13 protein-coding genes are annotated in these 14334 nt (G+C 63.8%); 9 read left to right on the top strand and 4 right to left on the bottom strand.

Annotated features, from left to right (window positions below; translation table 11 throughout):
- Nucleotides 1-5: 5 nt before the first annotated feature.
- On the top strand, nt 6-554 hold the full coding sequence (locus JQ600_RS03590; protein WP_212269349.1) for a gluconate 2-dehydrogenase subunit 3 family protein: 549 nt from the start codon (nt 6-8) through the stop codon (nt 552-554).
- Nucleotides 555-594: 40 nt separating this feature from the next.
- Nucleotides 595-2163 carry a GMC family oxidoreductase gene (locus JQ600_RS03585; RefSeq protein ID WP_212390366.1) on the top strand — a complete coding sequence of 523 codons (1569 nt, stop codon included), beginning with the start codon at nt 595-597 and terminating at the stop codon, nt 2161-2163.
- 64 nt (nt 2164-2227) lie between these two features.
- Here JQ600_RS03585 and JQ600_RS03580 read toward each other — a convergent pair whose 3' ends face one another.
- The gene (locus tag JQ600_RS03580) at nt 2228-2560 is read right to left on the bottom strand and encodes a ribbon-helix-helix domain-containing protein (RefSeq protein WP_192738848.1); all 333 of its coding nucleotides are present in this window, start codon (nt 2558-2560) and stop codon (nt 2228-2230) included.
- Nucleotides 2561-2803: 243 nt separating this feature from the next.
- Between JQ600_RS03580 and mutL the strand changes: the two genes are divergently transcribed.
- Nucleotides 2804-4615, top strand: a complete 1812-nt coding sequence (mutL, locus tag JQ600_RS03575) for a DNA mismatch repair endonuclease MutL (protein WP_212390365.1) — start codon at nt 2804-2806, stop codon at nt 4613-4615.
- A gap of 168 nt (nt 4616-4783) precedes the next feature.
- On the opposite strand, the gene rsmD is transcribed toward mutL, so the two are convergent.
- Nucleotides 4784-5347, bottom strand: a complete 564-nt coding sequence (gene rsmD, locus JQ600_RS03570) for a 16S rRNA (guanine(966)-N(2))-methyltransferase RsmD (protein ID WP_212390364.1) — start codon at nt 5345-5347, stop codon at nt 4784-4786.
- 7 nt (nt 5348-5354) lie between these two features.
- Nucleotides 5355-7526, bottom strand: coding sequence for a pseudouridine synthase (locus tag JQ600_RS03565; RefSeq protein WP_212390363.1), 2172 nt, complete (start codon nt 7524-7526; stop codon nt 5355-5357).
- Between the two features lie 153 nt (nt 7527-7679).
- Between JQ600_RS03565 and JQ600_RS03560 the strand changes: the two genes are divergently transcribed.
- Nucleotides 7680-8138 carry a nucleoside deaminase gene (locus tag JQ600_RS03560; RefSeq protein ID WP_212269354.1) on the top strand — a complete coding sequence of 153 codons (459 nt, stop codon included), beginning with the start codon at nt 7680-7682 and terminating at the stop codon, nt 8136-8138.
- A gap of 109 nt (nt 8139-8247) precedes the next feature.
- On the opposite strand, the gene JQ600_RS03555 is transcribed toward JQ600_RS03560, so the two are convergent.
- Nucleotides 8248-9153, bottom strand: a complete 906-nt coding sequence (locus JQ600_RS03555; protein ID WP_212390362.1) for an alpha/beta fold hydrolase — start codon at nt 9151-9153, stop codon at nt 8248-8250.
- A gap of 122 nt (nt 9154-9275) precedes the next feature.
- On the opposite strand from JQ600_RS03555, the gene JQ600_RS03550 reads away from it, so the two are divergent.
- The 5 genes from JQ600_RS03550 to JQ600_RS03530 all read left to right on the top strand — a co-directional run bounded on the left by JQ600_RS03550 (nt 9276) and on the right by JQ600_RS03530 (nt 14248).
- The gene (locus JQ600_RS03550) at nt 9276-10508 is read left to right on the top strand and encodes an acyl-CoA dehydrogenase family protein (protein ID WP_192738854.1); all 1233 of its coding nucleotides are present in this window, start codon (nt 9276-9278) and stop codon (nt 10506-10508) included.
- 1067 nt (nt 10509-11575) lie between these two features.
- Nucleotides 11576-12166, top strand: a complete 591-nt coding sequence (locus JQ600_RS03545) for a TetR/AcrR family transcriptional regulator (protein WP_212265153.1) — start codon at nt 11576-11578, stop codon at nt 12164-12166.
- 1 nt (nt 12167) lies between these two features.
- The gene (locus tag JQ600_RS03540) at nt 12168-13007 is read left to right on the top strand and encodes an amidohydrolase family protein (protein WP_212389127.1); all 840 of its coding nucleotides are present in this window, start codon (nt 12168-12170) and stop codon (nt 13005-13007) included.
- Nucleotides 13004-13411: a PaaI family thioesterase gene (locus JQ600_RS03535; RefSeq protein ID WP_212265016.1), complete on the top strand. Its 408-nt coding sequence runs from the start codon at nt 13004-13006 to the stop codon at nt 13409-13411. Before JQ600_RS03540 ends, JQ600_RS03535 begins: the two co-directional genes overlap by 4 nt.
- A 60-nt stretch (nt 13412-13471) precedes the next feature.
- On the top strand, nt 13472-14248 hold the full coding sequence (locus JQ600_RS03530) for a 2-keto-4-pentenoate hydratase (RefSeq protein ID WP_212265017.1): 777 nt from the start codon (nt 13472-13474) through the stop codon (nt 14246-14248).
- The last annotated feature ends 86 nt before the right edge of the window (nt 14249-14334 follow it).

The raw sequence follows: 14334 nt of genomic DNA, 5'->3' as shown, positions 1-14334 counted from the left end.
AACCCATGAGAGAAGTCGATCGTCGAAGCAAATACAATCGCCGCATCTTTCTCCAAGGCGCGGCAACCGCGGTACCGGCCGTTGCGATTGCGACCAGCGCAGGTCTCGGCATTGGTGAAGCCTGGGCCGACGACGCCACGTCGTTGACCCCTGCGACACTCAAGACACTGGTCAAGATGGCGCGCGATATCTATCCGCACGATTTTCTCGGCGACAGCTATTACATCACCGCGATCAAGCCATGGGACGGCAAGGCGGCGAAGGACCCGGCGGTGAAGTCGCTGATCAATGACGGCGTCACGCGGCTGGATCAGGACGCCAACGACCGACACAAGGTTGCCTATGCCCAGGTGCCCTGGGAAGCGGACCGCGTGGTGTTGCTGCAGCGGATCGAGCAGACCGCATTCTTCCAGAAGATTCGTGGCGACCTCGTCGTCTCGCTCTACAACCAAAAAGAGCTGTGGCCGAAGTTCGGTTACGAAGGTTCCTCCGCCGAGCATGGCGGCTACATCAAACGTGGCTTCGCCGACATCGACTGGCTGCCGAAGGTCTAGGCCCAGGCAACTCAACAAACAGCGGTGAGGAGGAATCCAAATGGCAAAATTCGATCTGAATGATAGCGGCGTGGTGGTGATCGTGGGCTCAGGCGCCGGCGGCGGAACATTGGGCAATGAACTTGCACAGAAGGGCGTCAAGGTCGTGATCCTCGAAGCCGGCGCCCGCATCGAGAACCATGACTTCGTCAACGACGAATGGGAGAGCTTTACCCAGCTCGCATGGACCGACATGCGCACCACGTCGGGAAGCTGGCGGGTCGCCAAGGACTTCGCCAACCTGCCGGCCTGGATCGTCAAGGCCGTCGGTGGCTCGACGACCCACTGGGCCGGGGCGTCGCTGCGTTTCGACGAGCACGAATTCAGGGTGAAGACGACCTATGGCGGATTGCCCGGCGCGAACCTGCTGGATTGGCCGATCACGCTCGCCGAAATGGAGCCATGGTACGCCAAGGCCGAAAACAAGATGGGCGTGACGCGCACCAACGGCATTCCCGGCCTGCCCGGCAACAATAATTTCAGGGTGCTCGAGGCCGGCGCCAGGAAGCTCGGCTACAAGACCGTGCATACGGGCAACATGGCCATCAACAGCGAGCCCCGCGATGGGCGCGCCGCCTGCCAGCAGATCGGATTCTGCTTCCAGGGCTGCAAGTCCGGTGCGAAGTGGTCGACGCTCTATACCGAGATTCCAAAGGGTGAAGACACCGGGAATCTCGAGGTGCGGCCCAACAGCATGGCGATCAAGATCGAGCACGATGCATCGGGCAAAGTGACCGGCGTCGTCTATGCCGACGCGTCAGGCGCGATGCAACGCCAGAAGGCGCGCGTGGTGGCGGTTGCCGGCAACTCGATCGAGAGCCCGCGTCTGTTGCTCAACAGCGCATCGACCATGTTCCCCGACGGTCTTGCCAATTCGTCCGGCCAGGTCGGCCGCAACTACATGCGGCACATGACCGGCAGCGTCTACGCGGCGTTCGAGAAGTCGGTGCATATGTATCGCGGCACCACGATGGCCGGCATCATCCGGGATGAGGCCACCAACAATCCAAAGCGTGGGTTCGTCGGCGGTTACGAGATGGAAACGCTGTCGATCGGTGTGCCCTTCATGGCGGCGTTCCTCAATCCGGGCGCGTGGGGACGGCCGTTCTCAGCCGCGATGGAGGCCTATCCGCGCATGGCCGGCATGTGGCTGGTCGGCGAGGACATGCCGCAGGAAACCAACCGCATCACGCTGGATCCCAAGGCCAAGGACAAGTTCGGCATGGCCGTGGCGAGTGTGCATTTCGACGACCATCCCAACGACATCGCGATGCGCAATCACGCCTACAAGCAGGGTGCCGCCGTCTACGAGGCGATCGGCGCCACGGTGACCTATCCGACGCCGCCCTATCCCAGCACCCACAATCTGGGCACCAACCGGATGAGCGAGAAGCCAAGGGATGGCGTGGTCAACAAGTTCGGGCGGACGCACGACATCAAGAATCTGTTCATTTCCGACGGCAGCCAGTTCACCAGCGGAGCTGCCTGCAATCCGACGCTGACGATCGTCTCATTGGCGATCCGACAGGCGGATCACATCGCAGGTGCGATGCAACGCAAGGAAATCTAGCTGCCTGAATAACAATGCGGCCCTGTCCCGGACAGGGCCGCATTCTATTTGGAAGGCGCAAGCTCTATTCGGCCGCGTCGAGAATGACGGGCGCATTGCCACCAAACTCCGCGATCGCCGCGGCACTCACTGCCAACGCACTCCTCGAGCGATAGATCAGACACGAGCACCGCAGCAGCGACGCAAAATTGTTGACCTCGCCATGGTGGTCGAGGACTTCGTTGTGCAGCTTGGTAAGGAATTTCGCGAGGCTCATTCCCTCCTTCGCCGCGATCTCCTCCAGCGTGTCCCAGAACGACATTTCCAGCCGGATCGAGGTGCAATGGCCACCGATCCGCAGCGATCGGGTCTGCGATTCGTAGTCGCGTTGCGGCTGGTGTGCGAACAGCTGGCACATGGCAGTCCTCCCGTCAGTTTATAACTTTTCTAAACGATATACCTGCGCAGGCGACCTCACAATCCCACGTCGTGGACAGCGACATCTCTCGCGAGCTCCGCGTTGCGGCGCCGAACATCAGCATCTTCAATGTGATAGTCAGGATCATCCCCAGCGGGAACCGATTCGGTCGCCGCCCAATGCAATTGCCGTCACGGCGGCCTAGAATGCTGCAAGCCCAGAATCGGTCCCTGAACGAAGCCCATGCCCGTCCGCCAGCTCCCAGAACAGGTCGTCAACCGCATCGCCGCCGGCGAGGTGGTGGAACGGCCTGCAAGCGTAGTCAAGGAACTGGTCGAGAACGCCATCGACGCCGGCGCCTCCAGGGTCGACATCTTCACCGATGGCGGCGGCCGGCGTCGGATCGGCATCACCGACGACGGCAGCGGCATGACCCATGCCGACCTGACGCTGGCGGTCGATCGCCACGCCACCTCCAAGCTCGACGACGAGGATCTGTTGCGGATTCGTACGCTGGGATTCCGCGGCGAGGCGCTGCCCTCGATCGGCGCGGTGGCGAGGCTCGGCATCACGACGCGGCACGCAGGCGAGCCGCATGCCTGGTCGCTGTCGGTCGAAGGCGGCGCGAAGTCGCCGATCATGCCGGCGGCGCTGAGCCAGGGCACCCGCGTCGAGGTCAGCGATCTCTTTTATGCGACGCCGGCGCGGCTGAAATTCCTCAAGACCGACCGCACCGAAGCCGAAGCGATCCGCGAAGTGGTGCGAAGGCTGGCAATGGCGCGGCCCGACATCGCCTTTACGCTGGCCGGCGAAGAGCGCGCGCCGGTGACCTGGGCCGCAGCACTGCCCGGTGCTCCGGGTCGGCTGACGCGACTGGGCGATATCCTCGGCGCGGATTTCCGTTCCAGCGCGATCGAAGTGCGCAGCGAGCGCGACGGCGTGGTGGTCGAAGGCTTTGCCGCCGCCCCCTCGCTGACGCGGGCCAATGCGCTCGGACAGTATCTGTTCGTCAACGGCCGCCCGGTGCGCGACAAGCTGATCCTCGGCGCGGTGCGCGCGGCCTATTCCGACTATCTGCCGCGCGACCGCCATCCGGTCGTGGCGCTGTTCGTGACGCTGGAGCCGCAGGAAGTCGATGCCAACGTGCATCCCGCCAAGACCGAGGTCAGGTTCCGCAACGCCGGCCTGGTCCGTGCGCTGATCGTGCATGCACTCAAGGACGGCCTCGCGCGCGAAGGCCGGCGCACGGCTGCGAACACCGATGGTGCTACGCTCGCCTCGTTCCGCCCATCCTTCGCGCCGCGCCCGAGCAATTGGGATTGGCGCAGTTCGCCTTCCTATCCGACAGGACCGATGCCCGCCTTCGGAGGCTCGGCAGCGCCGGCCTTTGCGGAAGCCGGACAGGCCGCATTCGATGTCGGCACGCCGACGGCCGATGTGCGCTTCGAGGCGCAGCCCGCCGCCGACATGCTCGATCGCCCGCTTGGCGCGGCGCGAACGCAGATCCACGAGACCTATATCGTGTCGCAGACCCGCGACGGGCTTATCGTCGTGGACCAGCACGCCGCCCATGAGCGCATCGTCTACGAGAAGCTGAAGGCCTCGCTGGCGCGCAATGGCGTGCAGCGGCAGATATTGCTGATCCCCGAGATCGTCGAACTCGACGAGGCCACGGTCGAGAAGCTGCTCGATCGTTCGCTGGAACTGGCGACATTCGGACTGGCGATCGATTCCTTTGGCCCCGGCGCGGTTGCGGTGCGCGAGACGCCGTCGCTGCTCGGCAAGGCGAATGCGGCGGGTCTGTTGCGTGACCTCGCCGAGCACATGGCGGAATGGGATGAGGCACTGCCACTGGAGCGCCGGCTGATGCATGTCGCCGCCACCATGGCCTGTCACGGCTCGGTCCGCGCCGGCCGCCGCCTCAAGCCCGAAGAGATGAACGCCCTGCTGCGCGAGATGGAAGACACGCCGAATTCCGGCCAATGCAACCACGGCCGCCCGACCTATGTGGAACTGAAGCTGTCGGATATCGAGAAGCTGTTCGGGCGACGATAGGGCCGTGACGTCGCGCCCCACTCACCTGTCATCGTCCGGCATAGCCGTTCGAAGAACGGCGTCGCTTCCGCTCGCCTACGACCGGACGACCCAGTACGCCGCGGCCTCTCAATCGACCATTACCGCCTCTGGAATACTGGGTCCCCCGCCTTCGCGGGGGATGACGAGTTATGGTTTTGCGACAGCGCGCAGGAACACGAACTCCGTATCGTCATACGCCCGCCGCTCCAGCTCTTCGAACCCTTCAGGTACCGCGAACGCCGCGGCCTTCGCCTCTTCCACCACCAGCAGCGCGCCCGGCGTCAGCCAGCCGCCGTCGCGCATCGAGGCCAGCGCTTTGTCGGCGAGTCCCTTGCCGTAGGGCGGATCGAGGAACACCAGCGAGAACGGCTCAATCGGATGCGCGGGGCCGAGATTGGTGGCGTCGCGGCGATAGACTTTTGTCACGCCGCCGAGGCCGAGCGCCTCGACATTGTTGCGCAACAACGCACGGGCCTCCGCGCCGTTGTCGACGAACAGCGTGAATGATGCGCCGCGCGAGGTCGCCTCGATGCCGAGCGCGCCGGTGCCCGCGAACAGGTCGAGCACGCGCGCACCTTCGATCGGATCGTCATAGGCGTGAATGAGGATGTTGAACACAGATTCGCGCAAGCGATCCGCGGTCGGGCGGATCTCGCGCGATGAGGGCGAGGCCAGATTACGACCCTTCAACCGTCCGCCGACGACACGCATAGCCCAACTACTCGTCCCGCGGCTTCAGATCGCGCTTGCCGTGATAGCCGCGCTGCGGGCGGCGCGGCGGGCCGTAGCCGTTGGCTTCTTCCTCGTTGCGCGCGCGGGCTTCCTCGCTGCCAGTACGCTGCACCAGCACGCGGCGGCCCTTGCGGTCGGCGATCACGCCTCGCTGGGTCACGGGCTTGGGAGGCGTTGGCTCCTTGTCACCCGGCATCGGCCGGTTGAAGTCAGCGCCTGCCAACTCAGCAATCTTTTCGCCGAGCTGCTCGCGCAGCACGCGGGTCTTGACTTCCTCGACCTGGCCTTCGGCGAGTTCGCCGAGCTGGAACGGGCCGTAGGACACCCGGATCAGCCGGTTCACTTCGAGGCCGAGATGCGCCATCACGTTACGGACTTCGCGGTTCTTGCCTTCGCGGATCGCAAACACCAGCCAGACATTGGCGCCCTGGTCGCGCTCCAGCGTCGCGTCGATCGAGCCGTATTTGACGCCGTCGACTTCGACGCCCTTCTTGAGTTCATCGAGCTGCGCCTGCGTGACTTCGCCATGGGCGCGGACGCGGTAGCGCCGCAGCCAGCCGGTGTCGGGCAGTTCGAGCGCGCGTGCCAGCCCACCATCGTTGGTCAGCAGCAGCAGGCCCTCGGTATTGAAATCGAGCCGCCCGATCGAGATCAGCCGCGGCAGGCCTTCGGGCAGATTGTCGAATACCGTCGGCCGCCCCTCGGGATCGGCATGCGTCGTCATCAGGCCGCGCGGCTTGTGAAACATGAAGAGGCGCGTGCGCTCGCGCGGCGGCAACGGCTTGCCATCGACGGTGATTACATCATTGACGGTGACATCAAGCGCCGGCGAATTGATGACGCGGCCGTTGACGCTGACGCGGCCTTGCGTGATCCATTCCTCGGCGTCGCGGCGCGAGGCCAGACCGGCGCGCGACACCACCTTGGCGATGCGCTCACCTGACTTCTTGACCTTCGGCGGCTGCGGCCCGCGCTTTTCGAATTCGGTCTTGCGCTCGCGATAAGCGCCACGGCCGCCGAACGCCGGACGTTTTGCAAAGATCCTGCTGTCGTCCTCGTTCTCGCGGCGCGGACGTTCGTCACCCGGCTCGCTGCGCGGATGCTCCTGCCAGTCGGTGCGGCCTTCGGGCCGTTGACGCGGCCGGTCGAACTTCGGACGATCACCGGCGGGACGATCCTCGCGCGAACGCGAGAAGCGCGGACGCTCGTCACCGCCGCGGTCGTCGCGGGAACGGTCAAAGCGCGGCTTGTCGAAACTGCGCGCGCCGTCACGGGCGGGACGCGCATCGCGCTCGCCACGATCCTCGCGCTTCTGCCACGGCTTTGAATCGCTACGGTCGGCGCCGAAGCTCTTGCGCGGGCCGCGGTCGGGCGCGCCACGCGAGGAGAATTTCTTGTCGCCGCCAAATTTGCGCTCTGGACGATCGCCGCGGGGACGGTCGCCGTCCTTGCGGAAACCTTCGCCACGCGGCGTATACGGCCGCTTCTCGCCGGCGCCTTCGCGCGGCGTATAGGGACGCTTCTCTCCGAATTTCTTCTCGCCAAAGCGCGCGGCCGGACGAGCATCGTCGCGATCCCCAGGGCCGCTCTTGCGGTCCCGAGGGCCGCTGTCGCGGTCCCGGCGCGGCGGACGGTCGTCGCGATTGAAGTTCGGGCGATCGCCGCGCGGCGTGTAGGGGCGCTTCTCACCACCGCGATCTTCGCGCGGCTTGAACGAACGCTTTTCGCCGTCGTCACCACGGGACGGACGGCTGGAAAACGGCCGGTCGCCACGGGGACGGTCATCCCGGTTGAAACGCTGCGGACGATCGCCGCCCTCGCTGCGATCGCGGAACGGCCGGTCGCCACGCGGCGGGCGCGGCGCGTCGAAATCGCGGCGCGGCGGACGATCGCCGTCGCGCTTGCCGGCGTAGGGCTTAGCCCCGCCGGCATAAGGCTTCTTGTCGAACGATCGCGCGCCGTCTGGCTTGCCGGCATAGGGACGCCGCTCGCCGTCGCGCTTGTCACCGTCACCCTTGCCGGCAAAACCGCGCTTGGCGAATTTCTTCTCCGGCCCCCTCGCTGCGCCCGAACGGCCCTTGCCGCCTGAGGGGCGCCCGCTGCCGGGGCGATCACGCCGGCCGCGGGAATCGTTGTCTTTGTCGTTGTCGCGGGGCATGAATAGTCTCTCGTTCGTAGCTGAAATGGCGATCAGGCGGATGTGGATCGGCTGTCATAGCGGTAACGCGCGCGCACTTGGCTCAAGGCGCAATCTCACGCAAAACCGGTATCCACGTTTGCTGAAGGCGCTTCTAGTAGCAGGTTTCTTCCGATGATACGAGGGATGACTGCCCCTTCTTTCATGGATTTGGCGCTCAAAACGGCCAAAAATGCCGCCAAGGCGGGCGAAGTTCCGATCGGATGCGTCATTGTCCGGGGTTATGAGGTCATCGCCACCGCCGGCAACCGGACCCTGACCGACCGCGATCCGACCGCCCATGCCGAGGTTTTGGCGATCCGGCAGGCCGCGGAGGCCATCGGGACCGAGCGGCTGGTCGATTGCGACCTCTATGTCACGCTCGAGCCCTGCACGATGTGCGCCGGCGCGATCTCGTTTGCGCGCATCCGGCGGCTGTATTACGGCGCCGCCGACCCGAAGGGCGGCGCGGTCGATTCCGGGGTGCGGTTCTTTGCGCAGCCGACCTGCCATCACGTGCCGGAAGTGTATTCGTCGGTCGGCGAGACCGAGGCGGCGACGCTGCTGAAGGATTTTTTCAGGGTGAGAAGGTAGCCGACCCCGCTTGCCCGTCATTGCGAGCGAAGCGAAGCAATCCATCGCGCAGCATAGCGGACAGATGGATTGCTTCGTCGCTTCGCTCCTCGCAATGACGGAAAATGAGTTACGCAGCGGTGAAAAACTCCTTCAACAATCTCGCCGTCACATCCGGATTCTCCTCCGGCAGAAAATGCCCGCTGTCGACCGGCGCGCCCTGTACGTTGGTCGCCCACTTCTTCCAGGTGTCGAGCGGGGTCGTCGCGGCGCTGGCGACGCCGGCGTCGCCCCACAGCGCCAGCATCGGGATCGTGATCTTCTTGCCGGCGTCGAAATCGGCCTTGTCGATCTCATAGTCGGCATAAGCGCCGGCGCGGTAGTCCTCGCACATCGCATGCACGCGGGCGGGATCGCGGAACGGCGCCAGGTAATGCTCCAGCGCGCGGGGGTCGATGGCGTCAAGCGTCTGGCTCTTGGTCTGGCTCGCCATCTTCTGCCGGAGGAAAAACTCGCCATGGCCGTCGATCAGCGTTTCCGGCAGCGGATGCGGCTGCGCCAGAAACGCCCAATGGTAGATCTTCAGCGCGGAGAGCCGGTTCAGCTTCTCCCAGTAATCATAGGTTGGCGCGATATCGAGCACGGCGAGCTTCGACAGCCGGCCGGGATGGTCGAGCGCGAGGCGATACGACACCCGCCCGCCGCGGTCGTGACCGGCGAGTGCAAAGTGAACGTGGCCGAGCTGCTCCATCGCCTCGACCATCACCTTCGCCATCGCGCGCTTGGTGTAGGGCGTGTGGTGCTCGTCGCTGCGCGGCATGTCCGACCAGCCATAGCCCGGCAGGTCGGCGATGATCAGCGTGAACCTGTCCGCCAGCTGCGGCGCGACCGGGTGCCACATCACATGTGTCGACGAGAATCCGTGCAATAGCAACAGCGGCGGCCCCTTGCCGCCGACGCGGGCGAAAATGCGGCCCGCCGACGTGTTGATCCATTCGGAGGCGTAGCCGGGAAACAGATCGGCAAGATCAGACATGGTGAGCGCTCCCTTCGCGGCGGGCCGCTGCTTTAAACATTGTTTGGCGTTGCCGCTGGCACGTCCCGGGTTTATGCCATTCATCAAGTCTGCCCAACAAGAAGCAAAAGCGAGGAAGTGCCATGTCGATCGATTTCGAGATTCCGGCCGAAGCCAAGGCAATCCGCGAGAAGGTCCGCAAATGGGTGCAGGAAGAGTGCATCCCCGCGGAAAAGGAACTCGATACCAAGCCGCTCGCTGAAGTCCTCGGGCCGCTGCGGGCCAAGGCCCGCGCGCGCGGCCTGTGGTGCCCGTGGGTGCCGAAGGAATATGGCGGCATGGGCCTCGGTCCGCTGGCCAACGCGCTGGTGCAGATGGAGCTCGGCGAAAGCATGCTCGGGGCGCTGTCGATGAACACGCAGGGCCCCGACGACGCCTCGATGATGACGATATTGGCCCACGGCACGGAATATCAGAAGGAGAAGTTCCTTAAACCCCTGCTGAACGGCGACAAGCGCATCTGCTTCTCGATGACCGAGAAGGCCGCCGGCGCCGACGCCACCGGCATGCAGACCACGGCCGTGAAGGACGGCAACGAGAATTACATCCTCAACGGCGAGAAATGGTTTTCGTCCTCGGCCAGCGTCGCCGACATGGCGCTGGTGGTCGCCAGAACCGATCCGAACGCGCCGCGTCACAAGCAGCACTCGACTTTCATCGTCGAACTGCCGAACCCCGGCTACAAGATCAAGCGCAACGTCGCCAACATGGCGATCGAGGGGCCGCATGCCGACGCGATCCACGGTGGCCACTCCGAGATCGAGATCAAGGATTTGAAAGTGCCGGCCGACAATCTGCTCGGCGGCGAAGGCAACGGTTTCAATATGGGCCAGCACCGGCTGGCCTATGGCCGCCTTCGCCACGGCATGCACAACGTCGCCAAGGCGCAGCGCGCGCTCGACATGGCGGTCGGCCACATCACCAAACGCTCGACCTTCGGCCAGTTGCTCGCCGACCGGCAAGCCGTGCAGTTCATGCTCGCCGACTGCGCCGAGCAGCTCTATATCGGCCGGCTTATGCTCCTCCATATCGCCTACAAGGCGGAGAAGGGCCTTGATATCCGGCAGGAGAACTCGATCGCCAAGGTCTACCATGCGCACATGGTGCACAAGGTGATCGACACCGCGATCCAGCTCCACGGCGCGCTCGGCTTCAGCCAGGATACGCCGCTCGCCAAATGGTACACGCAGGTGCGCTCGCAGCGGCTGGTCGACGGTCCGGACGAGGTGCACCGGTGGAAGATCGGCAAGAACGTCATCAAGGCGTTCCGCGAGCATGGCACGACGGCGAGTGCTGTGGGCGGGGATTTGCTGTAGGGGTCGCATAAATACAGGTGTCGTCCCGGCGAACGCCGGGACCCATAACCCCGGTCATCTGTTGTTGAAAAAAGCCGTCGACTATCGTGCGAAACAACAACCGCTGCGGCGTATGGGTCCCGGCTCAAAGCCGGGACGACGGCGGTGTTTGTTGTTGCAGCGTGACCTAAACGCAGCTTCGCATTCTCGCGACGCATTGCGCCCGAGCTTTGCTGGAAACTTCCCGCCCTCGAAATAAGAGGGCGCAGGGAAGACCGGGTGCGCGCTGCACCCGCGGTCTCGTGTGCGGTTTGCACTAAGTAGGCTGCACACGAGCATACAGGGCAGCGGAGAACACCCGGCCTTCCCTGCGCAATGGCTTTACGGCTTATGCCGTGCTCTCCCCGGAGACGAGTTCTGGGTTGACTCCGTCGCTGCCGTTTCCGCTCGCGCTTCTTCGACAGCTTGACGCCTGCAACGGGCGCCAGGACCACACGGTTTTGCCGTACGCTAGGTCCACGCCATCGTCAGACGTAGACCAGCGTCCACCGCAACCCGCCCAACGTCCGTGACGACGGCCGACGCCCTCTGAGTGGGACGGGATGGCGATAGATGCGCACTGATTTGGGTCGGCCGACAACGGAAATATTTTTGATTTACAGAAATTTTGCACTTGACACGATTTCTGTAAGTCAGAAGTGATTTGCCCGTCGGGCTAGATGTTGTGGTCCGTAGCCCGGATGGGCAACGCGATATCCGGGTCTTGTGTCGCACTGCCCCGCCGCTCCGCCGTTTCCAGTCCTGCGTCATCATGAAGCTGCCGTAGCCGCAGACTGCGAGCACCCGCCGGTTCGGATGAATCAATCCCGCCATGATCGCCGAAGGCAGCCCGGCAAATCCAGCAGCGCCGAGCGTTGCGGAGTTTGCCCTCCAGGCGATCGGCCATAGCGGAACGTCGGCTTCGCGCCAAATCCGGCATTCCCGAAAAGCCGGCTTTCACCCAACGGACATTCGAGGTTGAAAATGCTTGTGCTCAGGCGAGCACAATGCTAACTAGAGTCACACTCTAGAATGTAAATCTAATGGTTATGAACCCATACGGCGCTGCGAAAGACGCGATTTTGGCGGCAGGCCTGCGAACCTTTGACAAAGTCGGGTTCGACCAGGCCACTGTGATGTCGGTCTGTGAATTGGCCGGCGCCTCAAACGGCAGCTTCTTCCATTTCTTCGGATCGAAGCGTGGTCTCGCAGCGGAACTGTTCCTGCGGGCGCTTCGCTCCTACCACGCAGCAATGCTCGCGCCTTTGAGCCAGGATCCGGACGCCGCCACCGGGGTTGCTGAACTGGTCGCAGCCCATCTTCGATGGGTCGTGGAAAGTCGCCGCGAAGCCAATTTCCTGTTCGAGCAATCGCGAGCAGAATGGCTGACCGAAATTCGGAAGGATCAGCAGGAAGTCAATTCTGCTTTCCGGGCCGGCATGGCGCGCTGGTTCGATCCGCATGTCGCATCCGGCGCGATACGCGGTATGCCGATCTCGATTTTCACCAGCCAGATCATCGGCCCCGCCCAGATACATTGTCGCGCCTGGTTATCCGGACGCGAGCGCAGCGATCCGCGCGAGCACACAGCTTTTCTTGCGGAATGCGCGATCCGATCCGTCGTAAACCTGGAGAGTTAGTATGATTGTCGATGCGTGGATGCAGCATCCAACCGAACGCCATTCCGCCAACGAAATGTTCGCCTCGCTTCGCCGCTGGACACGCGCGACACCCCGGCCTGCGGTGATCACGCCGGAAATGACTATCTCGGCCATGGACGAAGGCCATGTTACCGCGGGGCTCGCTGCAGCATGGTGTGCCCCCGACGGATGGATGATTTCCAACGACGAGGTTGCCGCCGTTGCAGCCGCGTATCCCGACCGCATCATCGGCGTTGCAAGCGCATCCCTGCACAAACCGATGGACGCGGTCCGCGAACTGCGCAGGGCCGTGAAGCAGCTTGGCTTTCGGGCTTTGCGGGTCGTGCCGTGGCTTTGGAATCTTCCTCCGACCGACCGGCGCTACTATCCGCTCTACGCCGAATGCATCGAACTCGATATTCCGTTTTGCACGCAGGTCGGCCATACCGGCCCGCTGCGGCCGTCGGAAACGGGGCGCCCGATTCCCTACATCGACGAGGTCGCGCTCGAATTTCCGGAGCTTCGGATCGTCGCCGGTCACATCGGCTATCCCTGGACTCAGGAGATGATCGCGGTCGCGACCAAGCACGAAAACGTCTTCATCGACACATCGGCCTATACCACGAAGCGATATCCGGCGGAGCTGGTGCAGTACATGCGTGGCCACGGCCGGGAGAAGGTCCTGTTCGGCACCAACTATCCGATGATCAGGGCCGCCAAGGCGCTGGAGGGACTGGGCGAACTCGCACTTGACGACGAAGCAAAAGCTCTCTTCCTCGGCGGCAATGCCGTGCGGGTGTTCAAGCTGGAACAATTCATTGCCCAACGGAGGGCCGCGTGAGCGACTGGGAACCGTTCGTCAAACCCAGTCCATTTCTCGACAGCATTGGCCCATTTTGGCAACGCGAACGCGACGGGGTGATTGAGATCGGGCTTGCCATCGAGGAACGACATTGCAATGCGCGCGGCCGCGCCCATGGCGGCCTGATCGCAACGCTTTGTGACATGGCGCTTGGCCACAATGTGGCTAGCCGCCCTGAGGCGACCTCGCGCTACCTGACCACGTCGCTCAACATCGATTACCTGGCCGCGGCAGTCGCCGGTCAACACGTCACGGTCGTCGTGGATCGCGTACGGGCCGGCAATACGCTCGGCTTCGCACAGGCGGCGGTGATGGCCGACGACCGGTGGATCGCACGCGCCAGCGGAATCTTCACGGCTCAAAACAAAGCGCCAAAAGGCTGATGCGGAGGGCGGCGGCGCAGGTTGCGTCGACCATGTCGTGAATCAACCGGGAAACTCAAAATGCAGCATGGCCTGACGACGTTGCTGTCCACACTCCGTCGCGAGAATCGCCAGCAAAGCGGGCTTGATCCCTCCCTCGTCCCTCCGGATGTGGGCACGGCCTACACGATCGCGGCAGACATCGGCCGGGAACTCGGTTGGAGCGTCGGCGGCTGGAAAATCGCCGCGATGAAAGCGGAGATGCAACGGGCGCTGCGCACCGACCGCCCCATCTACGGTCGCGTCTTCAAACAGTTCATTCTCGCCAGTCCGACGAATTTTGCAGGGCGCAGGCTGCTGCATCCGCTTTCGGAGATCGAATACGCAGCTTTGCTGGGAAAGGATATGCCGCCGCGCGAGCAGCCCTATTCTGAAAGCGAAGTTGCCGACGCGATTTTGTCGCTTCACCCCGGGCTCGAGCTTGCCGAATGCCGTTTCGTGCACGACGCGTCGTTCCCGCCCCTGACGGCCATTCTGGCCGATGGCAGCGGATCAGGCTTCATCATCTACGGGGAGCCAATCGCAGATTGGCGCAGCAAGGACATCGCCGGGCAGGAAGCCGTGCTGTGGGTGAACGGCGTCGTGAAACGCCGTGGGCGCGCGGCGGACGCCATCGACCATCCGCTGGTGCCACTCACATGGCTCGCCAACGAACTCTCGCGTACCGGTATCGGCCTCAAAGCCGGAGCGATGGTCAGCACCGGCACGTTGACCGGCATGGCACTGGCGCGGCCAGGCGATGAGCATGTGGCCGATTATGGTCCTCTCGGCGAGGTTCGCATTAAATTTTCCGCCTAGGGCAGTTTGAGATGCACCGGGCGAACCAGGGCAGGAATGCTTTGCGCGGAGACGATCTGCGTCGCCATTTTGGTGAGTGGTCACAA

It is taken from the genome of Bradyrhizobium sp. AUGA SZCCT0176 (assembly GCF_018130145.1).
GTDB lineage: Bacteria > Pseudomonadota > Alphaproteobacteria > Rhizobiales > Xanthobacteraceae > Bradyrhizobium.
This window is presented reverse-complemented; position numbering and strand designations above follow the sequence as displayed.

What these genes read in the sequence shown, in the direction of transcription:
- rsmD (WP_212390364.1), bottom strand. Translation starts at nt 5,347, where the DNA reads ATGCGTGTCGTCGGCGGACGGTTGAAGGGTCGTAATCTGGCCTCGCCC.
- JQ600_RS03560 (WP_212269354.1), top strand. Translation starts at nt 7,680, where the DNA reads ATGATACGAGGGATGACTGCCCCTTCTTTCATGGATTTGGCGCTCAAA.
- JQ600_RS03550 (WP_192738854.1), top strand. Translation starts at nt 9,276, where the DNA reads ATGTCGATCGATTTCGAGATTCCGGCCGAAGCCAAGGCAATCCGCGAG.
- JQ600_RS03530 (WP_212265017.1), top strand. Translation starts at nt 13,472, where the DNA reads ATGCAGCATGGCCTGACGACGTTGCTGTCCACACTCCGTCGCGAGAAT.
- JQ600_RS03565 (WP_212390363.1), bottom strand. Translation starts at nt 7,526, where the DNA reads ATGCCCCGCGACAACGACAAAGACAACGATTCCCGCGGCCGGCGTGAT.
- JQ600_RS03540 (WP_212389127.1), top strand. Translation starts at nt 12,168, where the DNA reads ATGATTGTCGATGCGTGGATGCAGCATCCAACCGAACGCCATTCCGCC.
- mutL (WP_212390365.1), top strand. Translation starts at nt 2,804, where the DNA reads ATGCCCGTCCGCCAGCTCCCAGAACAGGTCGTCAACCGCATCGCCGCC.
- JQ600_RS03580 (WP_192738848.1), bottom strand. Translation starts at nt 2,560, where the DNA reads ATGTGCCAGCTGTTCGCACACCAGCCGCAACGCGACTACGAATCGCAG.
- JQ600_RS03585 (WP_212390366.1), top strand. Translation starts at nt 595, where the DNA reads ATGGCAAAATTCGATCTGAATGATAGCGGCGTGGTGGTGATCGTGGGC.
- JQ600_RS03555 (WP_212390362.1), bottom strand. Translation starts at nt 9,153, where the DNA reads ATGTCTGATCTTGCCGATCTGTTTCCCGGCTACGCCTCCGAATGGATC.
- JQ600_RS03545 (WP_212265153.1), top strand. Translation starts at nt 11,576, where the DNA reads ATGAACCCATACGGCGCTGCGAAAGACGCGATTTTGGCGGCAGGCCTG.
- JQ600_RS03590 (WP_212269349.1), top strand. Translation starts at nt 6, where the DNA reads ATGAGAGAAGTCGATCGTCGAAGCAAATACAATCGCCGCATCTTTCTC.